General features: G+C 70.2%; 20 protein-coding genes and 3 pseudogenes. 8 read left to right on the top strand and 15 right to left on the bottom strand.

Annotated features, from left to right (window positions below):
- Nucleotides 1-41: 41 nt before the first annotated feature.
- A pseudogene (locus CR938_RS04810) lies at nucleotides 42-509 on the top strand (glutathione S-transferase family protein); the annotation flags it as partial.
- Between the two features lie 29 nt (nucleotides 510-538).
- Nucleotides 539-925 carry a ferritin-like domain-containing protein gene (locus CR938_RS04805; protein WP_162123913.1) on the top strand — a complete coding sequence of 129 codons (387 nt, stop codon included), beginning with the start codon at nucleotides 539-541 and terminating at the stop codon, nucleotides 923-925.
- Between the two features lie 61 nt (nucleotides 926-986).
- Here CR938_RS04805 and CR938_RS04800 read toward each other — a convergent pair whose 3' ends face one another.
- The 9 genes from CR938_RS04800 to CR938_RS04765 form a co-directional block, all read right to left on the bottom strand.
- Nucleotides 987-1,445, bottom strand: a complete 459-nt coding sequence (locus CR938_RS04800; protein WP_146472076.1) for a DUF421 domain-containing protein — start codon at nucleotides 1,443-1,445, stop codon at nucleotides 987-989.
- 9 nt (nucleotides 1,446-1,454) lie between these two features.
- Nucleotides 1,455-1,961, bottom strand: coding sequence for a hypothetical protein (locus CR938_RS04795; RefSeq protein WP_162123912.1), 507 nt, complete (start codon nucleotides 1,959-1,961; stop codon nucleotides 1,455-1,457).
- 112 nt (nucleotides 1,962-2,073) lie between these two features.
- Nucleotides 2,074-4,191, bottom strand: coding sequence for a peptidase domain-containing ABC transporter (locus tag CR938_RS04790; RefSeq protein WP_162123911.1), 2,118 nt, complete (start codon nucleotides 4,189-4,191; stop codon nucleotides 2,074-2,076).
- 36 nt (nucleotides 4,192-4,227) lie between these two features.
- Nucleotides 4,228-4,617 carry a hypothetical protein gene (locus CR938_RS04785; RefSeq protein WP_162123910.1) on the bottom strand — a complete coding sequence of 130 codons (390 nt, stop codon included), beginning with the start codon at nucleotides 4,615-4,617 and terminating at the stop codon, nucleotides 4,228-4,230.
- 61 nt (nucleotides 4,618-4,678) lie between these two features.
- A complete protein-coding gene (locus CR938_RS04780) occupies nucleotides 4,679-4,837 on the bottom strand; it encodes a class IIb bacteriocin, lactobin A/cerein 7B family (RefSeq protein WP_162123909.1) in 159 nt (52 codons plus the stop codon).
- 42 nt (nucleotides 4,838-4,879) lie between these two features.
- Complete coding sequence (locus CR938_RS04775) at nucleotides 4,880-5,137, bottom strand: hypothetical protein (RefSeq protein ID WP_162123908.1); 258 nt, start codon at nucleotides 5,135-5,137, stop codon at nucleotides 4,880-4,882.
- A complete protein-coding gene (locus tag CR938_RS04770) occupies nucleotides 5,134-5,373 on the bottom strand; it encodes a membrane-fusion protein (protein ID WP_246190974.1) in 240 nt (79 codons plus the stop codon). The genes CR938_RS04775 and CR938_RS04770 overlap by 4 nt, the downstream gene beginning before the upstream one ends.
- A 37-nt stretch (nucleotides 5,374-5,410) precedes the next feature.
- A complete protein-coding gene (locus tag CR938_RS14785; RefSeq protein WP_281350222.1) occupies nucleotides 5,411-5,539 on the bottom strand; it encodes a hypothetical protein in 129 nt (42 codons plus the stop codon).
- Nucleotides 5,540-5,615: 76 nt separating this feature from the next.
- Entirely contained in the window at nucleotides 5,616-6,881 is a 1,266-nt protein-coding gene (locus tag CR938_RS04765) for an HlyD family secretion protein (RefSeq protein ID WP_162123906.1), read from the bottom strand.
- A 143-nt stretch (nucleotides 6,882-7,024) separates the two neighbouring features.
- Between CR938_RS04765 and CR938_RS04760 the strand changes: the two are divergent.
- From CR938_RS04760 to CR938_RS04750, 3 genes and pseudogenes are all read left to right on the top strand, one after another.
- Nucleotides 7,025-7,240 (top strand): annotated as a pseudogene (locus CR938_RS04760) (glutathione S-transferase C-terminal domain-containing protein); the annotation flags it as partial.
- Between the two features lie 41 nt (nucleotides 7,241-7,281).
- Nucleotides 7,282-8,834, top strand: a pseudogene (locus tag CR938_RS04755) (protein adenylyltransferase SelO).
- Nucleotides 8,835-8,879: 45 nt separating this feature from the next.
- Nucleotides 8,880-9,428: an adenine phosphoribosyltransferase gene (locus tag CR938_RS04750; RefSeq protein WP_019397330.1), complete on the top strand. Its 549-nt coding sequence runs from the start codon at nucleotides 8,880-8,882 to the stop codon at nucleotides 9,426-9,428.
- Nucleotides 9,429-9,536: 108 nt separating this feature from the next.
- On the opposite strand, the gene dbpA is transcribed toward CR938_RS04750, so the two are convergent.
- Together dbpA and CR938_RS04740 are read right to left on the bottom strand one after the other, a co-directional pair.
- The gene (gene dbpA / locus CR938_RS04745) at nucleotides 9,537-10,913 is read right to left on the bottom strand and encodes an ATP-dependent RNA helicase DbpA (protein WP_162123905.1); all 1,377 of its coding nucleotides are present in this window, start codon (nucleotides 10,911-10,913) and stop codon (nucleotides 9,537-9,539) included.
- Nucleotides 10,914-10,975: 62 nt separating this feature from the next.
- Nucleotides 10,976-12,022 (bottom strand): YeiH family protein, encoded by a 1,047-nt coding sequence (locus CR938_RS04740; RefSeq protein WP_162123904.1) that lies wholly within the window; start codon nucleotides 12,020-12,022, stop codon nucleotides 10,976-10,978.
- A 97-nt stretch (nucleotides 12,023-12,119) separates the two neighbouring features.
- Between CR938_RS04740 and CR938_RS04735 the strand changes: the two genes are divergently transcribed.
- Together CR938_RS04735 and CR938_RS04730 are read left to right on the top strand one after the other, a co-directional pair.
- Nucleotides 12,120-13,025, top strand: coding sequence for a LysR family transcriptional regulator (locus tag CR938_RS04735; protein ID WP_162123903.1), 906 nt, complete (start codon nucleotides 12,120-12,122; stop codon nucleotides 13,023-13,025).
- A 24-nt stretch (nucleotides 13,026-13,049) separates the two neighbouring features.
- Nucleotides 13,050-14,918 (top strand): ATP-binding cassette domain-containing protein, encoded by a 1,869-nt coding sequence (locus tag CR938_RS04730; protein ID WP_162123902.1) that lies wholly within the window; start codon nucleotides 13,050-13,052, stop codon nucleotides 14,916-14,918.
- 250 nt (nucleotides 14,919-15,168) lie between these two features.
- Here CR938_RS04730 and CR938_RS04725 read toward each other — a convergent pair whose 3' ends face one another.
- Together CR938_RS04725 and CR938_RS04720 are read right to left on the bottom strand one after the other, a co-directional pair.
- Nucleotides 15,169-15,609 (bottom strand): barstar family protein, encoded by a 441-nt coding sequence (locus CR938_RS04725; RefSeq protein ID WP_162123901.1) that lies wholly within the window; start codon nucleotides 15,607-15,609, stop codon nucleotides 15,169-15,171.
- A complete protein-coding gene (locus CR938_RS04720) occupies nucleotides 15,606-16,064 on the bottom strand; it encodes a guanyl-specific ribonuclease (protein ID WP_162123900.1) in 459 nt (152 codons plus the stop codon). The genes CR938_RS04725 and CR938_RS04720 overlap by 4 nt, the downstream gene beginning before the upstream one ends.
- Before the next feature lie 195 nt (nucleotides 16,065-16,259).
- On the opposite strand from CR938_RS04720, the gene CR938_RS04715 reads away from it, so the two are divergent.
- The gene (locus CR938_RS04715) at nucleotides 16,260-16,871 is read left to right on the top strand and encodes a superoxide dismutase (protein ID WP_162123927.1); all 612 of its coding nucleotides are present in this window, start codon (nucleotides 16,260-16,262) and stop codon (nucleotides 16,869-16,871) included.
- 233 nt (nucleotides 16,872-17,104) lie between these two features.
- Here CR938_RS04715 and CR938_RS04710 read toward each other — a convergent pair whose 3' ends face one another.
- Both CR938_RS04710 and CR938_RS04705 read right to left on the bottom strand, forming a co-directional pair.
- Nucleotides 17,105-20,284: a multidrug efflux RND transporter permease subunit gene (locus CR938_RS04710; protein ID WP_162123899.1), complete on the bottom strand. Its 3,180-nt coding sequence runs from the start codon at nucleotides 20,282-20,284 to the stop codon at nucleotides 17,105-17,107.
- 36 nt (nucleotides 20,285-20,320) lie between these two features.
- Entirely contained in the window at nucleotides 20,321-21,484 is a 1,164-nt protein-coding gene (locus CR938_RS04705; RefSeq protein WP_162123898.1) for an efflux RND transporter periplasmic adaptor subunit, read from the bottom strand.
- Between the last annotated feature and the right edge of the window lie 32 nt (nucleotides 21,485-21,516).

The raw sequence follows: 21,516 nt of genomic DNA, 5'->3' as shown, positions 1-21,516 counted from the left end.
ACGCGCCCGTGCGAGGATTGCCCGGAAAACAGGAGCCGCCGATGCTGACCGTCCACCACCTGGAGAATTCCCGCTCCCAGCGCGTGCTGTGGTTGCTGGAGGAGCTCGGGCTGCCGTACCACGTGGTGCGCCACGCGCGCGATCCGGAGACCCTGCTGGCGCCGCCGGCGCTGCGCGCCGTGCATCCCCTGGGCAAGGCCCCGGTGCTGGTGGACGGGGACCAGGTGCTGGCCGAGTCCGGGGCGATCATCGAGTACCTGGTCGAGCGCTACGACACCGGCCATTTGCTGTCGCCGCCGCCGGAACCGGTCACCGCCGGAGAACGGCTGCGGTACCGCTACTGGCTGCATTACGCCGAGGGCTCGGCGATGCCGCCGATGTTCCTGACCCTGGTGCTGCGGCGGCTGCGCAACGCGCCGATGCCGTTCTTCGCCCGACCCATCGCCCGGGCCCTGGTCGACCGCACCCTGGCCGGCTTCGTCTTCCCGCAGGTGAAGCTGCATCTGGACTGTCCTCGGAAACCGCGCTGCCGAAGGGGATGACGCTGGCGGCGCTGCAGGAGATCCGCGACGAGGAGGCCGCGCATTTCGCCATGCTGAGCGATGCGATCGAGAAGCTCGGCGGCGATCCCACCACGCAGACGCCGTGGGCCGACGCCACCGGCGTGCAGAGCATGGGCCTGTTCCAGGTGATGTCCGATCCGCGCACCACGGTGGCGCAGGCGCTGCAGACGCTGCTGTCGGCGGAGCTGATCGACGTGGCCTCGTGGGAGCTGCTGATCCAGCTCATCGAGGGCTTCGGCCAGGACGAGCTGGCCGAGCGTTTCGCCGCCGCGCTTGCGGCCGAGAACCGGCACGAAGCGACGGTGCGCGGCTGGCTTGCGACCGCGCTGGAGGAATCGGCGCACCTGGGCGGCAGCGAATAGATCCCGGCCGCGCCGCGATCCGGTCGCCGGATCGCGGCCGCGCGCGGCCGACGCGCCGGCCTCAGCCGCCGCCCTTCTTGCGCCGCACGACGACCGAGATCTCGCCGTTCTCCTCGACCACCGCATGCTCGATCTGGTCGAGCCGCTCCACGCCCTCCTGACGCCGCGCCGAGGACAGCACGTCGTCGTCGTCCACCCGCAGCTCGCGCATCAGCTCGCGGTCGGGCTGCCCGCTGCGCACCACCGCCACCGGCAGTCCGTCGAGCCATTTCGACACCGCCGGCCAGCGGTTCTTCATCACCGACAGCAGCAGGCTGGTGCCGACCAGCGTCACCACCAGCAGGAACGCGTTGGTGACCGAATGGTCCTGATCGACCAGCGCTTCCTGCACCGTCTCGGAGATGATCAGCAGCAGCACCAGCTCGAAGTTGGTCGCCTGCGCCAGCGTGCGCTTGCCGGCGATGCGGAACACGATCAGCAGGAACGCGTACACCACCAGCGCGCGCAGCACCGAATCCATCGCGGCACATCAGGGATAGACGAACTGACGGAAGTCGAGCCGCTGCGGCCCGACCGCGACGCTCGCCACGAGCGGCCCGAACCGCTTCGGCCGGAAGAACATCCGCACCCGCGCCGGTTTGCCGGGCACCGTGGCGAACGCGAACAGCAGCGCCTCGCCGTCGGCACGCACCTGCTGCGGCGCAGGCTCGAAGCGCTCGATCTCGATGCGCGCAAGCAGCGCCGGTTCCACGCGCAGGACGAGCACGCCGCCGGCAGCGAGCGCCGGCATCGCGCCGATGTCGTATTCGCTGGGCGCCTGGTAGCGCTCGAAACGCTGATGGCGCACGGTGAGCGCGCCGTCGGCGCTGGCGCTCGCGGTCTCGCTCAGCGGACCGTGACCGAACAGCCCCAGCACCGCGGCCAGCAGGGCGAGCGCCATCAGCGCCCAGCCCACGCGCTGCAGCTTCCACTCGCGCCGCTCGTGCGCCAGGTCCTCGTGCAGTTGCAGGCTGCCGATCGTCTTGAACCGCGTCATCGCCGGCCCTCCTACGGTCGAGCCGTTCTACGCCCGCCGGCGGCAAAGACGGGTGAATCCGCGCGGCCTCACCGAACCCGGCGTCCACGCGGCAGAAGCTGCCTGCGCTCGGTCAGGCGACGGCTTCGGCCCGCGCCGGGGCCTGCGCCTGCTGGGGCCGGAACTCATGCGCGACCTTGCCCCCTTCCAGCACCAGCACGCGGTCGGCGCTGGCGATGGTCTCCGGCCGATGCGCCACGATCACCTTGGTCAGCTTCAGGTTGCGCACCGCCTCGTTGACCAGCCGCTCGCGCATCACGTCCAGATGGCTCGTGGCCTCGTCGAGGAACAGGATCCGCGGATCGCGGTACAGCGCGCGCGCCAGGATGATGCGTTGCTTCTGCCCGCCCGACAACGCGCTGCCCATGTCGCCGATCAGGCCGTGATAGCCCATCGGCATGGCCGCGATGTCCTCATGCACCGCCGCCAGCCGCGCCGCCTTCTCGACCCGCTCGAAGTCGATCTCCGGGTCGAAGAAGGCGATGTTCTCGGCGATGCTGCCCGCGAACAGTTGATCGTCCTGCATCACCGCGCCGACGATCTTGCGCACGTTCTGCGGGCCGATGCGATGGAGGTCTTGGCCTCCGACCTTGATGGTGCCCTCGCTGGGCTTCAGCAGACCCAGCATCAGCTTGACCAGCGTGGTCTTGCCGCAGCCGGATGCCCCGATGATGGCAACCGATTCGCCCGGCTCGACCGTGAAGCTGCAATCCTTCAGCACCCACGGCTCGCCCTCGGCATAGCGGAACGACAGCCCGCTGACTTCGATGCGGGTGTCCGCCGGCGGCGGCAGGTCGGGCAGGGCGAGACTTTCTTCGGGCGGCGTCAGCACGATGTCCGCCAGCCGCTCGCCGTGCAGGCGCAGCATGCGGAACTCGATCCACTTGTCGATCAGCCCGGAAACGCGCTGCGCGAACTGGTCCTTGTAGGCGAGATACGCGATCAGCATGCCGGCGGAAAACACGTTCGACAGCGCCAGCGTCGCGCCGATCCAGATCACCGCGATCCGCTCGATGCCGAACACCAGTTGGCTGGCGGTGTTGAACCCGAGGCCCATCCGCGCCAGCCGCACCTCCTGATTCACCGTCTCGGTCATCAGATTGGCGTAGGTCGCCTGCCGGGTCGGCTCGCTGCCCGCGAGTTTCAGGCTCTGCATGCCGCGCAGGGTTTCCAGCAGATGGGTCTGCTGCTTCGCCGCCGCCACCAACTGCTGTTCGGTGCGGTCGCGCACCGGCCGATAGGCGATGGCCCGCAGCCCCAGATACAGCCCCACCGCCAGCAGCGTCACCAACGCCAGCTTCCAGCTGTACAGCAGCATCATCCCCAGGGTCACCACCGCCATCAGCCCGTCGATGATGGCCTCGACGAAGCTGGTGGTCAGCGTCTTCTGGATCGCCTGCACCGATTGCATGCGCGAGGTGATGTCGCCCAGGTGCCGTTTCTCGAAGAAATCGAGCGGCAGCCTGAGCAGATGGGCGAACACGTTGCCCATCCACTGCAACCCCAGCTGCGAGGACAGATAGACCACCGACCATCCGCGCAGCAGCCCGGTCCCCACCTGCAGCAGCAACGCCAACCCGAACCCAAGCCCCAGTACCACCAGCAGATCGCGGTCGGCCGACACCAGCACCTGGTCCACCACCCACTGCAGGTAGAACGGCCCCAGCAGCACGAACACCTGCAGCGCAACCGACAGCAACCCGATCAGCGCCAGCGAGCGCCACCAACCGGACACCTTGCCGGTCAGCTGCCGCAACGACACCGCAGGCATCGCGCGCTGCGGCTTGAATTCCAGCCCCGGCGTCAACTCCAGCGCCACACCGGTGAAGTGCGCCGAGACTTCAGCGAAGGACAGCTTCCGCTCGCCCACCGCCGGATCGAGGATCGTGACCTTCGACCGGCCGACCTTGGCGAGCACCACGAAATGATTCAGATCCCAATGCAGGATGCACGGCAGCTTGAGCTTGCCCAGGTCCTCCATCTCCAGCCGCAGCGGGCGGGTGGCGAACCCCAGCTGCCGGGCGATGTGGATCAGGTGGCTCAGCTTGGCGCCCTTGAGCGACAGCGGGAAGCGCTGCCTCAGCTCCGGCAGCCCGATCCGCAGCTCGTGCGCTTCGGCCACCATCGCCAGACAGGCGAGGCCGCATTCGGCGGCTTCGGATTGAATAACGGGCCGTGCTTGGCATTTCATCCGAAGCGAACTCCATTTCTATCGCCGAAATGCGCCTCAAATTCCGCCATTGTCGTCTTCAACTTGCAGATCGGCTTTGTCGCCGAAAACCAGAATAACAATGATACCCACGAGCGCAGCCGCCCCCACTAAAACAACTAGCTTTATAGGCATTCCGAACCCATACATCCCTAATGCATATGCAAGCACAGATATCAGAAGAGGAAACGAAGACCTCTCTACTCGGTCAATAATCGCATAGCAAACGATCGCTGTGACAAACGCAACCCCCGGAAAAAGCAACGCGTACACCCCCCCAGGGCTGGAGGCTTGAAACCTGCCCAAAAACCCTGCGAACAACATCAACCCCGCTGTCAACCACATCCCCATCAGAGCCCAGCGATAAAATTTTCTGTTTCGCTTATCAAAACCAGGTGCGATTCTCATTTTTGTCCCACCTACCAGGTGAATGGTGACGGGCCAAAAAACACGTCACCATTGGCGCCGCTCAGCTTGTCAGAAGCTCAAAAGCCTCGACCGCGACATGAACGGCAGCAGCGACACCAACTCCCGCCACAAAACCCTTGCCGAACGCGATTGCAACGGGAATCAATGGAGCTACGCCGCCAGAAACCTGTTCAATTTCTTCCAACGTCAGATCAACCATGGCATTATCCTCAGTTTTGTAGTTGGAAATCGAACTAGCCTCTTATTTCTGTGCAACCAGAGCGTACGCACCTGCACCAATCATGGCCCCGGTGTAGAACGCGACATTGGTCCAGCTGACCTGAGAAAGAATGACCGCGCCAACAAACAGCACGGGAGCGATGGCGCCATCAACATTCTCGACTTCCTGAATGGTCAATTCACGCATTTCAACATCTCCTTGAATTGTGGCGCAGTCCCCCTGCGCCATGGGACCGGGAACACACCCGGCAATTCCTTCCCCGGAGCGAATGACGCTCATTCCGCCATCCTCCCCGTGAGCGAATACAGCGGCTCGCGCACCCACTCGAACAGGCGGCGGCGTTCGCCCAGGCTGTCGGCCTCCAGCAGCATCTCGGGCTTGAGCGGCTCGGGCTTGCCGTAGGCCGTGATGGCTTGAGCGCGCAGTTCGACCCGCACCCGATAGAGCGGCCCGCTCGTTTGCGAATTCCCCGCAGGTGCGGCCAGTTCGCCGCCGCTCAGCACACTGCGACTCACGCGCGTTACGCGGCCCGCGTAGCAGCATCTCTTGTGTTCAACCAAGCCGGGCATTCGCCAGCCACAAACCAAGCAACACACCGCTCCCGAAGAACGCCGACGTCACACTTGCAACCAACAGCGTTTCAGGATTGGTCAGATCCAGACGGATTTTTTGGCCAGTCATAACGCCTCCTGAGTTGCGCAGCTCCCCTGCGCCTGGGGCCGGGAACACACCCGGCAATCCGTTGCTCCGGTGAAGGTCAGCCGCTGCCGACCTTCCCCTTGAGCGAATACAGCGGCTCCAGCACCCATTCGACCAGCGCGCGTCGCTCGCCCAGCACGTCCGCATCGAGCAGCATCCCGGGCTTGAGCGGCTCGGGCTTGCCGTAGGCGGTAATGGCTTGCGCGGCCAGTTCGACGCGCACTCGATAGAACGGCTCGCTCGCCTGCGAATTCCCCGCGAGCGCGGCCAGTTCGCTGGCGCTCAACGCGCTGTGGCTGATGCGCGCGACGCGCCCGGCGTGGTGGCCGAACTTCTGGTAGGGGAACGCCTGGTAGCGCAGCAGCACGGGGTCGCCCGGTTCGATGAAACCGATGGCGCGGCTCGGCACCAGCAGCTCCGCCTCCAGACGGCCATCGCCTGCGATCAGGCTCATCACCGACTGCCCCGCCTGCACCGACTGGCCGGCCTTCAGCACCTTGGTGGCCACCACGCCCGCAACCGGCGCGACGATGGCCAGCTCGCCGCGCGCTTCGGTTTCGACCTGCTCCTGATCCAGCAGGGCGCGATCGCGGCGGTAGGTGGAAACGGCCAACTGACGCTGCGCCGGGAGCTCACGCAACGCCTGTTGCAGTTGGGCCTGCAGGCGGCGCGTCTCGGCGGCCTGGCGTTGCAGCGCCTGCATGACCGCCCTGTGTTCGAGCATGGCGCTTTCCTGCTGCTTGACCTGCAGCTCGCCCACGTACCGGTTGCGCTGCAGTTCGCGCAGGCGTTCCAGCGATTCGCGCGCGATGCGCACCTGTTCGCCACGCGTGGCGATTTCGGATTGCAGTTGGCGCAACTGGCGCTCGGCCGCGTCGAGCTGACGCGCAAGGCCGCGTTCCTGGGCATCGAGCAGCGCGTCCTGGGCCTGCCGGGCCTGATCCAGACCCTGCATGCGCTGCCGCAGCTGCGCTTCGAGTGCGGCCACGGTGTCGCCGGTGGCCGGGGTGGCGCGCGGGACGCTCAGCACCGCGAGCAGTTGGCCCGCCTCGACGCGTTGGCCTTCTTCCACCAGGATGCGGCTGAGGACTCCCGATGCGGGTGCGGTGACCGTGGCCAGGCCCTCGACGGGCACGAGCTGGCCGACCACCCGGGTGCGGCGGGTGTAGGTGCCGAAGATCAGGAACAGGAGGATCGAGGCGGCGGCGACCACCGCGAACGCGGTGAGCACCCACGCGGGTAGCGGCTGGGCAAGCGAGATCGGCCCGAGCCAGCTGGTGCGCTTGGCCTCCAGCACTTCCTTGCGGAACAGCGACTCCGCCATTTCCCCTACGTCCGTGCAGCGGCTCCCCTGCCGCTCGTGTCCTTCGACGGAATGGGATGGCGATCACCCCACCTCGTGTTCGCGATGCTTCTACGAAATCGGCGCCGTTGTCAACCCTGCGAGCCGGCGCTTCACTTTAAGGATGGATGGAGCAGGCGCTGGACGGCGGCGGCTGGTTCGCAGGCGAGCGCTTCACCGCCGCCGACATCCAGATGAGCTTCCCGGTCGAGGCCGTCGCGGTGCGCACCGACCTGCGCGGGCACCCGAACCTGCGCGGCTTTCTCGAGCGCATCCATGCGCGCCCGGCCTACCACCGGGCGCTGGAGCAGGGTGGCCCGTTCGCGGTGGCCACCGGCTGAGGATGCGAAGGCGCCTGCACCGGCAGGCGCGTCCCCGGCACATGCGGATCGAGTTCGACAACAGCTTCCTGCGCGACCTGCCCGGCGACGCCGAGGCCGGACCGCGGGTGCGCGAGGTCTTCGCGGCCTGGTCGCGGGTGGATCCCACCCCGGTGGCCGCGCCGCGGGTGCTGGCGTGGTCACCGGAGGCCGCGGCCCTGGTCGGGCTGGACGCCGCCGACGCCGGGCACTCGGACTTCGCCCGCGTGTTCGGCGGCAACGCGCTGCTGCACGGCATGCAGCCGTGGGCGGCCAACTACGGCGGGCACCAGGTCGGCCGCTGGGCCGGGCAGCTGGGCGATGGCCGCGCCATCTCGCTGGGCGAGGCGATCGGGCCGGACGGCGGACGCGGGAGCTGCAGCTCAAGGGCGCCGGGCGTACGCCGTACTCGCGCTTCGGCGACGGCCGCGCGGTGCTGCGCTCCTCGATCCGCGAGTTCCTGTGCAGCGAGGCCATGCACCACCTGGGCATCCCCACCACGCGCGCGCTCAGCCTGGTCGGCACCGGTGAGGAGGTGGTGCGGGACATGTTCTACGACGGCCATCCGCGCCCGGAACCCGGTGCCGTGGTGTGCCGCATTGCGCCCGGCTTCCTGCGCTTCGGCAGCTGGCAGCTGCCGGCCTCGCGCGGCGACACCGTCCTGCTGCGGCGGCTGGCCGACCACGTGCAGCGCCACCACTTCCCGGAGCTGCACGGCAGGGGGCCGGATGGCGACGCCGAGTGGTTCGCGCAGGTGTGCGAGCGCACCGCGTGGATGGTGGCCGGCTGGATGCGGGTGGGCTTCGTCCACGGGGTGATGAACACCGACAACATGTCCATCCTCGGCCTGACCATCGACTACGGTCCCTATGGCTGGCTGGAGGACTACGACCCGGACTGGACGCCCAACACCACCGACGCCCACGGCCGCCGCTACCGCTATGGCGCCCAGCCGCAGGTGGCGTACTGGAACCTCACCCGGCTGGCGCAGGCGCTGGCGCCGCTGTTCGGCGGGGCCGCGCCGCTGGAGGCCGGGCTGCAGCGCTACCTGGACGCCTGGGCCCGGGCCGAGCGGGAAATGGTGGCCGGCAAGCTGGGCCTGGCCCGCGCCGGCGCCGGTGACGTGGCCCTGTTCGAGGACCTGTGCCGGGTGCTGCAGGCCGGGCAGTTCGACCTCACCACGTTCTTCCGCCAGCTTGGGGAGGTGGATCCGGCCACGGCCAGGCCGGCGGACTTCGCGGCGGTGTCCTACGACGCCGTCGCGGCCGCGGCGGTGTCGCCGGCGTTGCAGGAGTGGCTGGCACGCTACGCCGCGCGCCTGGCCGACGACCCGCTGGCGCCACCACGGCGGCGCGAACGCATGCGCCTGGCCAATCCGCGCTACGTGTTGCGCAACTGGCTGGCGCAGGAGGCCATCGACCGTGCCGAGGCCGGCGACCTGGCGTCGGTGGCGACGCTGCTGGAGGTGATGCGCCGCCCGTACGAGGACCAGCCTGGACGGGAGCACTACGCCGGCCTGCGCCCCGAATGGGCGCGCCATCGCGCCGGCTGCTCGATGCTGTCCTGCAGCTCCTGACGGCGTTACCGTTTGCGCATCCCGTCCGTCCGGAGAGCTTCCCCGATGTCCGCAACAATCGCCGAACCCGCCACCCAGCCGGCCTGGGCCTCGCTGGTCCGCGAGATCCCGGACTTTCCCTCGCCGGGCATCGTGTTCCGCGACATCTGCCCGCTGCTGGCCGATGCCGACGGCCTGGCCGCGATGCTCGACGACCTGGCCGCGCCATGGCGCGGCGTGGCGATCGACCTGGTGGCCGGGATCGAGGCGCGCGGCTTCATCCTCGGCGCCGCGCTGGCGCCGCTGCTGGGTGCCGGCTTTCTGCCGCTGCGCAAGCCGGGCAAGCTGCCCGGGCCGGTGGTCGAGGAACAGTACGCGCTGGAATACGGCAGCGACCGGCTGCAGCTGCAGGCCGGCGCGGTCGCGCCGGGCACCCGCGTGCTGCTGGTGGACGACGTGCTGGCCACCGGCGGCACCCTGGCCGCGGCGGCCCGGCTGCTGGCACAGCAGCAGGCCCGGGTGGTCGGGGCGGGGGTGCTGATGGAGCTGGTGGCCCTCGGTGGCCGTGCCCGCTGGGAAATCGACGCGCCGCTGGTGGCCTTGCTGAGGCACTGAGGCGGGATCGGGTTCGGGATTCGGGATTCGTGGTTGGTGCTTCGCGGGGCGCGTAGTCCGGACAACGCGGCGCATCCGGGGGCGCGACGCGCGCCCCGGTAGGCAGGGTCAGAGCCTGCGTACGCGGAAGCGGCGGCCCTTGATCCTGCCGGCTTCCAGCCGCTGCAGGGCGCGTTCCGCCTGTGCGTTGGCGATGGCCACGTAGGAGCGGGTGGCCGCAATCACGATCTTGCCGATGGCCGATCCGGGCAGGCCGGCCTCGCCGGTCAGGGCGCCGAGGATGTCGCCGGGGCGCAGCTTGTCGGTCTTGCCGCCGTCGATGCGCAGGGTGGTCATCGGTGCCCGTGCCGGCGGGGCGGGGCGGCCGGTGGCCAGCGGGGCGTTCTCGCGCGGCGGCGGGCTGTCCTGGGCGGCGGCGATCATCTCCGCGCGCGCGTTCTCGCGGCCGGCGACCAGGCTCAGGGCCAGGCCACGGCGGCCGGCACGGCCGGTGCGGCCGATGCGGTGGCGGTAGGCGTCCACGTCGGTGGGCAGCTCGTAGTTCACCACCGCGGCCAGGTCCTCCACGTCCAGGCCGCGCGCGGCCACGTCACTGGCGACCAGCACGTTGCAGCTGCGGTTGGCCAGCTGCAGCAGCCCTTCGTCGCGGTCGCGCTGCTCCATGTCGCCATGCAGGGCCAGGGCGGAAAAGCCGAACTGGCGCAGCGAGCCGGCGACCTCGTCCACGTCCTTGCGGGTATTGCAGAACACTACCGCCGATTCGGGGCGATGGCGCAGCAGCAGGCCGGCCACGGCCTTCTGCCGGAACTGCGCATCCACGTCGAAGAAGCGCTGCTCGATGTCCGGCGCCGATTCACCGCCGTCCACCGAGACCTCCACCGGATCGCGCAGCAGCTGGCGGGCGAGTTCGCGGATCGCATCGGGGAAGGTGGCCGAGAACAGCAGGGTCTGGCGCTGGCCGTGGCAGCGGTTGGCGATCTCGCGCACCGGCTCCTCGAAGCCCATGTCCAGCATGCGGTCGGCCTCGTCCAGCACCAGGGTGCGGACCACGCCCAGGTGCAGCACGCGCTTGCGGGCCAGCTCCTGCACCCGGCCCGGCGTGCCCACCACCACCTGCGGGTCGTGCGCCTCCAGCGACGCCAGCTGCGGGCCCAGCGGCACGCCGCCGGTCAGTACCAGCAGCTTGAGGTTGGGGATGCCGGTGGCCAGTTTGCGCAGCTGCCGGCCGACCTGGTCGGCCAGTTCGCGGGTAGGGCACAGCACCAGCGCCTGGGTACGCAGGGTGGCCGGGTCGAGCCGGTTCAGCAGGCCCAGGCCGAAGGCGGCGGTCTTGCCGCTGCCGGTGGGAGCCTGGGCGATCACGTCGCGCCCGTCCAGGATGGGCGGCAGGCTCTGTGCCTGCACCGGGGTCATGGCGGTATAGCCCAGCGCGTCGATGCCGGGTGCGAGGGCCGGGATCAGCGGCAACGAGGAGAAATCGGTCATGCCGTATTTTCGCAGATGCCGGCGGGCCGTGCCGCCCTGGTGGCCGCCGCGGCGCGCCCGATTCAGGACAGCGCACGTACCGCGAGGTTGATCAGCAGACCGCCGCCGAGCAGCCAGGCGGCCAGCAGCGCGGCCAGCAGCATCGGCCGCGGACCGGCCTGGCGCAGGGCCGAGACATGGGTGGTCAGGCCCAGCGCGGCCATCGCCATCGCCAGCAGCGCGGTGTCCAGCTCGACCAGGGCGGCGACCAGCCCGGCGGGCAGCAACTGCAGCGAGTTGAAGCCGACCATGCCGATGAAGCCGAACGCGAACCAGGGCACGGCGATCCTGGAGCGCGGGCCCTGGCGGCCGCGCGCCAGCAGTGCCGACAGGCACACCAGGAACGGCGCCAGCATCATCACCCGCACCATCTTGGCGATGACCGCCGCGTCGGCGGCCGGCTGGCTGACCGCGCGGCCGGCGGCGACCACCTGGGCCACCTCATGCACGGTGGAGCCGGTGAATACGCCGTAGCCGGTTTCGTCCAGCGGCATCCAGCCGGCATGCAGGCCCCACTGGTACAGCAGCGGGTACAGGAACATCGCCAGGGTGCCGAACACGACCACCGTGGCCACGGCGATGGCAACCTGCTCGGCGCGGCCCTTGACCACCGGCTCGGCGGCCATCACCGCCGCGGCGCCGCAGATGGAGCTGCCGGCGCCGATCAGCAGCGCGGTGTTGCGCTCCAGCCCAAGCACGCGGGTGCCCAGCCACCACGCCAGGGCGAAGGTGGAGCACAGCACCAGCGCGTCGATCAGCACCCCGGCGACGCCGACCTGGCCGATGTCCTGCACGGTCAGGCGCAGGCCGTAGAGGACGATGCCGGCACGCAGCAGGGTCGCCTTGGAGAAGCCCACGCCTGCCGCCGCGCGCGGCGCCAGCCTGCCGTAGGCGGTGTTGCCCAGGGCGATACCGAGCAGGATCGCCAGCGTCAGCGCACTGATGCCATGGGCCTGCAGCCACGGCAGGGTACCCAGCCACAGGGAAAGCATGGCGATGGCGGCGGTCAACAGCAGGCCGGGGAGGCGATGTGGGTGGGCCGGGGCGTGGCCCTGGAGGGCGGTGTTCATGACGGACGGTTATGAGGAGATGGCCCATCCTGCCGTCGCGCCAATAATCTGTAAAACAGATAATATTCGTATGGATAAACAATATTTCAGGTAAGTAATGCATCTCTCCCTGCGCCAGCTGCAGATTTTCTCCGCCGTCGCCGAGACCGGCACGACCACCGCCGCGGGCGAGGCCATCGGCCTGTCGCAGTCGGCGGTAAGTGCGGCCCTGGGCGAGCTGGAGAGCCTGCTCGGGCTGGCCGTGTTCGACCGCGTCGGACGCCGGCTGGTGCTCAACGGCCACGGCCGGGCGCTGCTGCCCGAGGCACGGGCGCTGCTGGCGGCCGTGGACGATATCGAGCGCCGCTACGGCCGGGCCGGGGAGGCCGCCGCGCCGGTGCGCTGGCGGGGCGGCGCCAGCACTACCATCGGCAACTACCTGATGCCGTCGCGCATCGCCGACCTGCGCGAGCGCAACGACCAGGCCCGGGTCGACCTGGTGATCGGCAATACCCGCGAAGTCGCCGCTGCGGTGCAGCGGCTGGAGGTGGACATCGGCCTGATCGAGGGCCCGTGTCACGAGCCGGGGCTGGACGTGGCGCCCTGGCGCGAGGACGAACTGGTCGTCGTGTTCGGCGATCGCCACCCGCACGCGGCGGCACTGCGGGCCGGTGCGGACATGGCGCGGCTGCGCGGTGCCTGCTGGTTGCTGCGCGAGCCGGGCTCGGGCACCCGCGAGGCGGCCGAGCAGGCGCTGCTGCCGCACCTGCACCGGTTCGCCGAGGTACTGCAGCTCGGCGGTACCGAGGCGATCAAGCAGGGCGCCGTCGCCGGGCTGGGCCTGGCCTGCCTGTCGCGGCACGCGGTGGCCGATCTCATCGCACTGGGCCGGCTGCACGTGCTGGCCACGCCGTTGCCGCCGCTGCGGCGGCAGCTGTGGGTGCTGCGGCACCCGGGCAGGCCGGTGGCGGCCAGCCTGCGGCGGCTGCTGGCGCTGGATCCGGGCACGTTCGCCGACGCCTGAGCGCGGCTCCCGTACAATGCGCGCATGCCTTTGATCACCCTGCAGAACGTCGACTACAGCGTCGGCGGCCCGTTGTTGCTGGAGAAAGCCGAACTGTCGATCGAAAGTGGCGAGCGCATCGCCCTGATCGGCCGCAACGGCGCCGGCAAATCCACCCTGATGAAGCTGATGGCCGGCGAACTGAAGCCGGACGACGGCGAAGTGCGCGTCCAGCAGGGCGTGCGCGTCACCCGCCTGGAGCAGGAGGTACCGCATGGCGCCGCCGGCAGCGTGTTCGACGTGGTCGCCGATGGCCTGGGTGAACTCGGCCACTGGCTGGCCGAGTTCCACCGGCTGAGCCATGCCGACGTGTTCGATGGCGATGCCATGGGCAAGGTGCAGGCCAGGATCGACGCCGCCGATGGCTGGGCGCTGGACCAGCGCGTGTCCGAACCCCTGACCAAGCTGGAGCTGGACGGCGATGCCGAGTTCGGGCGCCTGTCCGGCGGCATGAAGCGCCGCGTGCTGCTGGCGCGCGCGCTGGTCGCCGGGCCCGACGTACTGCTGCTGGACGAGCCGACCAACCACCTGGACATCGAGGCGATCGACTGGCTGGAGGGCTTCCTGAAGGAGTGGAGCGGCAGCGTGGTGTTCGTCACCCACGACCGCCGCTTCCTGCGCGCCCTGGCCACCCGCATCGTCGAGATCGACCGCGGCCAGGTCACCAGCTGGCCGGGCGACTGGGCCAACTACGAGCGCCGCCGCGAGGAGCGGCTCAACGCCGAGGCGCAGGAGAACGCGCGCTTCGACAAGCTGCTGGCGCAGGAGGAAGCCTGGATCCGCCAGGGCATCAAGGCCCGCCGCACCCGCGACGAGGGCCGCGTGCGGCGGCTCAAGGCCATGCGCGCGGAGCGTGCCCGCCGTCGCGAGCTGGCCGGCAACGTGCGCATGGAGGCGGCGCAGGGCGAGGCCTCCGGGCGCAAGGTGATCGAGGCACGCGACCTGCACTTCGCCTACGGCGACCGCGTGCTGGTGCGCGGCTTCTCCACCACCGTGCTGCGCGGCGACCGCATCGGCCTGGTCGGCCCCAACGGCAGTGGCAAGACGACCCTGCTGAAGCTGCTGCTGGGCCAGCTGCAGCCGCAGTCGGGCGAGGTGAAGCTGGGCACCAACCTGCAGGTCGCCTATTTCGACCAGTACCGCGCCACCCTGCGCGAGGACTGGAACGCGATGGAGAACGTGGCCGAGGGCCGCGACTTCGTCGAGATCAACGGCAGCCGCAAGCACGTGCTGGCCTACCTGCAGGACTTCCTGTTCACCCCGGAGCGGGCGCGCGCGCCGATCACCCGCCTGTCCGGCGGCGAGCGCAACCGCCTGCTGCTGGCGCGCCTGTTCGCGCAGCCATCCAACCTGCTGGTGATGGACGAGCCGACCAACGACCTGGACGTGGAAACCCTGGAGCTGCTGGAAGACCTGCTGGCCGACTACAACGGCACCCTGCTGCTGGTCAGCCACGACCGCGACTTCCTCGACAACGTCGTGACCTCTACGTTGGTGATGGAAGGCGAGGGGCGGGTGGGCGAGTACGTGGGCGGCTACAGCGACTGGGAGCGCCGGCGCCCCGCGCCGGCAGCCAGGTCCGCGTCCGCACCGAAACCGGCCGCGGCGGTGCCGGCGGCCGGTGCCCGGCCGGCCCGGCGCAAGCTCAGCTACAAGGATGCGCGCGAGCTGGAGCAGCTGCCGGCGCGGATCGAGGCGCTGGAGGCGGAGCTGGCGGGCCTGGCCGCGGCCATGTCCGATCCGGCCTTCCACCGGCAGGCCCCGGGCGTGGTGGCCTCGCACGGCCAGCGCATGGCCGAGGTCCAGGCCGAGCTGGACGCCGCCTACGCCCGCTGGGCGGAGCTGGAAGGCTGAGCCTTGCCGCCGGCCCCGTGCCGGCAGCAGCGGAGGGCAGGGCGATGGCGGGACGGGCCGGCATGCGGTGGCGGCGCCTGGCCTGGCTGGCCGCGCCCGCGGCGGCGGGGGCGAAGGTGCTGGATCCCGCGCCGGCGGGCTTCACCGTGGCGGACACGCGCAGCGTGCCGGTTCCGCCCGAGCGCGCCTGGCAGGCGCCGGTGGCGGAGGCGGACCGGGCGATGGCGCAGCAGATGGGCGGCCTGGCGGACTACCTGGGCCGGCCCTGGCCGCGTGCCAGGCTGTCGGCCGCGAGGAAGGCCCAGAACGGCACCCCGGCCTCGGCCCACCAGCGCGAGGCCTCGTCCAGTACGCCGACCAGCGTTTCCAGCTCCTTCGGCCTGCCGGCCTGCAGGCTCGCCAGGCCGTCCAGGGCCAGCAGGTAGCCCGGCGCCGGCGCCCAGGACAGGTCGCGCAGCGCGTCCAGCAGCCCGTCCCAGTTGCGGCCCCAGCCGGCCGGCAGGTCCAGCGTGGTGGCCAGGCGCAGCAGCAGGGTGGCCTTGTCGGCGCAGCCGTCCAGGTCCACGTGCCGCACCAGCAGGCCGGCATCGCGCGCGGCGGCGGCCAGCGGCGGCAGGTCGGCGGCCGCCACCTCGTACACGCCGGCCTGCGCCGGATCGTCCAGGCCAAGGTCGAATCCGTGCCGGCTCATCGATGCGTCTCCGTGGCGGTGACCCGGAAGGGGCGGAAGGTCTCGTAGTGGTCGGCGGTGTAGTACCACTCCGTGGGCGGATCGCCGCCGGTGACGATGCGCCGCGCGCCGCGGTGCGACAGCCCCGGCGTGGGCACGGTGTACTCGCGGTAGTGGCCGCGCGGGCGCGGCGGCAGGCGGCCTTCGCGGTTGCCGAACACGGCGCCGTCCTGGCGGTAGGGGAACGGCCCGCCGCGCAGGATGCGCTCGACCACCGGGCCGGCCTCCGGCGGCAGGAAGTCCGGCAGCGCCGGCCCCTCGTGCGCCGGGGCGGAAGGGCGCACGTCGCCAGCGGCGGGGGGCGTGGCCGGCACGTCCGCGCCGGGGCGCTGCAGCCAGGCCAGGCCGGCGACGAGCAGCAGGGCGGCCAGCCACCGCAGGCCGCGGGACAGGGAAGGAGGGCGGCGCGAGGACATGCGCCGCAGTATGCGGCGTGCCGGCGCGCAATGGCATGCGCCCGGCGCGCATTTCCTTCACGTGCCGGTCACGCCACGCGCGGGCGCGACCCGGCGGAACGCGGCTTTCCCCGGCGGCGGCTTGGATGCCCGTGGTGCGATCCCTACACTGTAGGAGCGCCCGGATGTTCCGGGCAAACGATCAAGGAGATGACCGTGGCCTACACCCTCCCCGAGTTGCCGTACGCCTACGAGGCGCTCGAGCCGCACATCGATGCGGAGACGATGAAGATCCACCACACCAGGCACCACCAGACCTACATCAACAACCTCAACGCGGCGGTGGAAGGTACCGAGTACGCCAACCTGCCGGTCGAGGAGCTGGTGGCCAAGCTCAAGACCCTGCCGGAGAACCTGCAGGGCCCGGTGCGCAACAACGGCGGCGGCCATGCCAACCACAGCCTGTTCTGGACGGTGATGTCGCCCAACGGCGGCGGCCAGCCCAAGGGCGGCGTGGCCCAGGCCATCGACCGCGACCTGGGCGGCTTCGAGAAGTTCAAGGAGGCCTTCACCAAGGCCGCCGTCAGCCGCTTCGGCAGCGGCTGGGCCTGGCTGAGCGTGACCCCGGACAAGAAGCTGGTGGTCGAGAGCACCGCCAACCAGGACAGCCCGCTGATGGAGGGCAACACCCCGATCCTGGGCCTGGACGTGTGGGAGCACGCCTACTACCTGAAGTACCAGAACCGCCGTCCGGAATACATCGCCGCGTTCTACAACGTCATCAACTGGGACGAGGTCGAGCGCCGCTACCAGGAGGCGACCAGGTAAGCCTCGCGGGTCCACTGGATCCCATGAAGCGCCCCGGCCCCGCCGGGGCGTTTTTTTCATCCTCCGTCGCCGCGGCCTGCGCCGCTCCTGCAGCAGCCCCAGCCCCTCTCCCGGCGGGAGAGGACCGGAAGGCTGTTTCCCGGGGGCGGCGGAAGGCGCGGTGGAAAAGGAAAGCCCCGGCACCAGGCCGGGGCTTTCCTGTATGGCCGCGCAGGCAGGCCTGCGCTGGGGCGTCACTGGGTGATCGCGGTGGCCTGGCGCTTCTGCTGCTCCAGGTACTCCTTCGACGGTTCGTCCATCTTGTCGCCGAGGACGCGGCGGACGGAGACGAAGAACACCGGGATCAGCAGCAGGCCCAGCAGGGTGGCGAACAGCATGCCGCCGATCACGCCGGTGCCGATGGCGTGGCGGGAGTTGGCGCCGGCGCCGGTGGAGATGGCCAGCGGCACCACGCCCATGATGAACGCGAAGGAGGTCATCAGGATCGGGCGGAAGCGCAGGCGCGCGGCCTCGACCACCGCGTCGTGCAGGGTCTTGCCGTGCTGGCGCTCCAGCACCGCGAACTCCACGATCAGGATCGCGTTCTTCGCGGCCAGGCCGATGATGGTGATCAGGCCGATCTTGAAGAAGATGTCGTTGGGCAGGCCGCGCAGCATGCTGAACACCACCGCGCCCAGCGCGCCCAGCGGCACCACCAGCAGCACGGCCACCGGGATGGACCAGCTCTCGTACAGCGCCGCCAGGCACAGGAACACCACCACGATGGACAGCACCAGCAGCAGGGTGGCCGCGTTGCCCGCCAGGATCTCCTGGTAGGACATGCCGCTCCAGTCGTAGCCGAAGCCGGCCGGCAGCTGCTCGGTCACGATCCGCTCCATCGCGGCCATGGCCTCGCCGGAGCTGTAGCCCGGGGCCTGCGAGCCGACGATGTTCACGGCCGAGTAGCCGTTGAAGCGGGTCAGGGCCGGCGGCTGGCTGATGATCTGGTCGTGGTCCACGACCGCGCTGAGCGGGATCATCGCCGGGTTGCCGTCGGCGTCGGCCTGCTGGCTGCTGGGGGTGTAGAAGCTGGCCAGCGCCTCCGGGCCGGTGCGGTACGGGGCGTCGGCGCGCATGTTCACGCGCTTGATGCGGCCCTCGTAGAAGAAGTCGTTGACGTACACCGGGGCCAGCATCAGCTGCACCGCGCTGTAGATGTCGTTGACCGACAGGCCCATGGCCTGCGCCTGCACGCGGTCCACGCTCAGGCGCAGCTGCGGGGCGTCCTCCAGGGTGTTGGGGCGCACGCCGGTCAGCGCCGGGTTCTGCGCCGCCTGGCCCAGCAGCATGTTGCGGGCCTCGGTCAGCGCGGCGTGGCCGGCGCCTGCGCGGTCCTGCAGCCACATGTCGAAGCCGCCGAACTGGCCCAGGCCCTGCACGGTCGGCAGGTTGACCACGAAGATGGTGGCCTCCTTGATGCCGAACAGGGCGCCGTTGGCCTGCTGCAGGAACTCGGTGATGGTGGACTTGCGCTCATCCCAGTGCTTGAGGCGGATGAACGCCATGCCCACGTTCTCGCCCTGGCCGACGAAGCTGAAGCCGGCCACCTGCATCATGCTGTCGAAGCCCTCCAGCTGCTGCAGGCGCTCGCGCACCTGGTCGAACACCGCGTTGGTGCGCTGCAGGGTGGCGCCCGGCGGCAGCTGCACGATGGCCAGCGCGTAGCCCTGGTCCTCCTCGGGCAGGAAGCTGCCGGGCATGCGGGTGAACAGCACGCCGCACAGCACCGCCAGCACCGCGAACACCGCCATCCAGCGCGGGGCGTGGCGGATGGCCCGGCCGACGTGGCCGACGTAGGTGCGGCTGGCGCGCTCGTAGACGCGGTCGAACAGGCGGAAGAACGCGTTCTTGTGGCCCTCCTCGCCGTGCGGCGGGTGCTGCTTGAGCATGGTCGCGCACAGCGCCGGGGTGAAGCCCAGCGCCAGGAAGGCCGAGAAGGCCATGGCGATGGCGATGGTCAGGGCGAACTGCTTGTAGATCTCGCCGGCCGCGCCGCCCTGCAGGGCGGAGGGGATGAACACGGCGGCCAGGACCACGGTGATGGCCACCACCGCGCCGGTGATCTGCTCCATCGCCTTGACCGTGGCCTCCAGCGGCGGCAGCCGCTCCTCGGCCATGATGCGCTCGACGTTCTCGATCACCACGATCGCGTCGTCCACCACGATGCCGATGGCCAGCACCATGGCGAACAGCGTCAGCTGGTTGATGGTGAAGCCGATGATGCTCAGGCCGACGAAGGTGCCCAGCAGCGCCACCGGGATCACCAGGGTGGGGATGATGGTGGCCCGGAAGTTCTGCAGGAACACCAGCATCACCAGGAACACCAGGATGATGGCCTCGACCAGGGTCTGGACGACCTCCTTGATCGAGATCTTCACGAAGGTGGTGCTGTCGTAGGGCGAGAACCAGGTCACACCCTGGGGGAAGCTGGCCGACAGGTCGTCCATGCGTGCGCGCACGGCCTCGGCCACGTTCAGCGCGTTGGCGCCCGGCAGCAGCTGCACGGCGAAGGCGCCGGTCGGCTGGCCGTTGAACTTGGTGTCGAAGCCGTAGGCGGACGCGCCCATCTCGATGCGGGCCACGTCCTTCAGGCGCACGGTGGTGCCGTCGCGGTCGGCGCGCAGGATGATGTCGCCGAACTGCTCGGGGCTGCTGAAGCGGCCCTCGGCCGAGACGGTGGCGGTGAAGCCCTGGCCCGGCGGCATCGGATCCGAGCCGATCGCGCCGGCGGCGAACTGCACGTTCTGGCCGCGCACGGCCGCCAGCACCTGGGTCGCGGACAGGCCGTAGCCCTGCAGCTTCTCCGGGTTCAGCCAGATGTTCATGGCGTACTCGGAGCCGAACTGCTGCACGCTGCCCACGCCGGGGATGCGCGCGATCTGGTCGAGCACGCGCGAGCCGATGATGTCGTTTAGCTGGTTGCGGTCCACGTTCGGGTTCTCCGAACGCAGGGCCACCACCATCAGGAAGCCGGCGTTGGCCTTGGCCACGACCACGCCCTGGTCGACCACCTCGGCGGGCAGGCGCGGGGTGGCCAGGGCCACCTTGTTCTGCACCTGCACCTGGGCGATGTCCGGGTCGGTGCCGCTCTGGAAGGTGAGGGTGATGCTCGCCCGGCCGGTGGAGCTGGACGAGGAGCTGAAGTACAGCAGGTTGTCGATGCCGGTCAGCTGCTGCTCGATCACCTGGGTGACCGCCTTCTCGACCGTCTCGGCGTCGGCGCCGGGGTAGGTGGCGTTGACCGTCACCTGGGGCGGGGCGATGTTCGGGTAGGACTCGACGCCCAGCCCGAGGATGGAGATCACGCCCGCGAGCGAGATCAGGATCGCCACGACCCAGGCGAAGACCGGGTGATGGATGAAGAACTTGGGCATTGGGAAGGATCCTTCAGGTCGTCGGCTCGGGTGCCGTCACTTGGCCGGCGCGGCCGCGGCGGCGGCCGGCGCCTGGGCCTTGCCGGCATCCGGCTGCCACGGCACCGCCTTGGCCGGGGCGCCCTCGCGCACCTTCTGCACGCCGGCGACGATCACCTGGTCGCCGGCGGCCAGGCCGGCGGTCACCAGCCAGCTGCCGTCGCGGGTGCCGCCCAGGGTCACGTCCTTGCGCACGACGTTGCCGTCGCCGCCGACCACCAGGGCGTAGGCGCCGCGCGCGTCGCGCAGGATCGCCGCCTGGGGCACCAGGAAGGCGTCGCGCTGCTGACCGAGGTTGGCCTTGAGGGTGACGAAGCTGCCCGGCAGCAGGCTCAGGTCCGGGTTGGGGATGCGCGCGCGCAGCGAGACCGAGCCGGTGGACGGGTCCACCACGGCGTCGGAGAAGTCCAGCACGCCCGGTTCGCCGTAGGGCGTGCCGTCCGGCAGCACCACCTGCACGGTGGCCTGGCCGGTGCCGGCCAGCTCGACGTTGGCGGCGCTGCGCAGGCTGGCCAGCTCGTTGGCGCTGATCGAGAAGTTGGCGTACAGCGGGTCGAGCTGGTCCACCGTGGTCAGCAGGGTGGCCTCGCCCTGGCCGACCAGGGCGCCCTCGGTCACGCGCTGCTTGCTGGCGCGGCCGGAGATCGGCGCGGTGACGTTGGCGTAGCCCAGGTTGATCTCGGCGGTGCGCACGGCCGCGCGGGCGGCCTCGACCGCGGCGGCGGCGGTGCGCTCGGCCGACTCGGCGTTGTCCAGGTCGTTCTGCGAGACGAACTTCTGCGGGGCCAGCTGGCGGGCGCGCTCGGCCAGGGTCCGGGCGTTGGCGTAGGTGGCCTCGGCCTGGGCCAGCTGCGCGCGGGCCTGGTTGAGGGTGGCCAGCAGCGGCGCCGGGTCGATCCGGAACAGGACCTGGCCCTCCTTCACGTCGCTGCCTTCGGCATAGGCGCGCTCGATCAGCACGCCGGCCACGCGGGCCCGCACGTCGGCGCTGCGGTACGGGGACAGGCGGCCGACCAGTTCGCGCTCCAGCGGCACGGTCTGGGGCTTGGCCTCGACCACGGCCACCTCGGGCGGCGGCGGGGCGGCGGTCTGTTCTTCCTTGCAGGAGGCCAGGGCCAGCAGGCAGCAACTGGCCAGGAGCAGGGAGCGGAAGCGGGTCATGGTCACTCCGGGGGATGAGGTCAACGTTGGAA

It is taken from the genome of Pseudoxanthomonas taiwanensis (genome assembly GCF_010093135.1).
GTDB lineage: Bacteria > Pseudomonadota > Gammaproteobacteria > Xanthomonadales > Xanthomonadaceae > Pseudoxanthomonas > Pseudoxanthomonas taiwanensis.
This window is presented reverse-complemented; position numbering and strand designations above follow the sequence as displayed.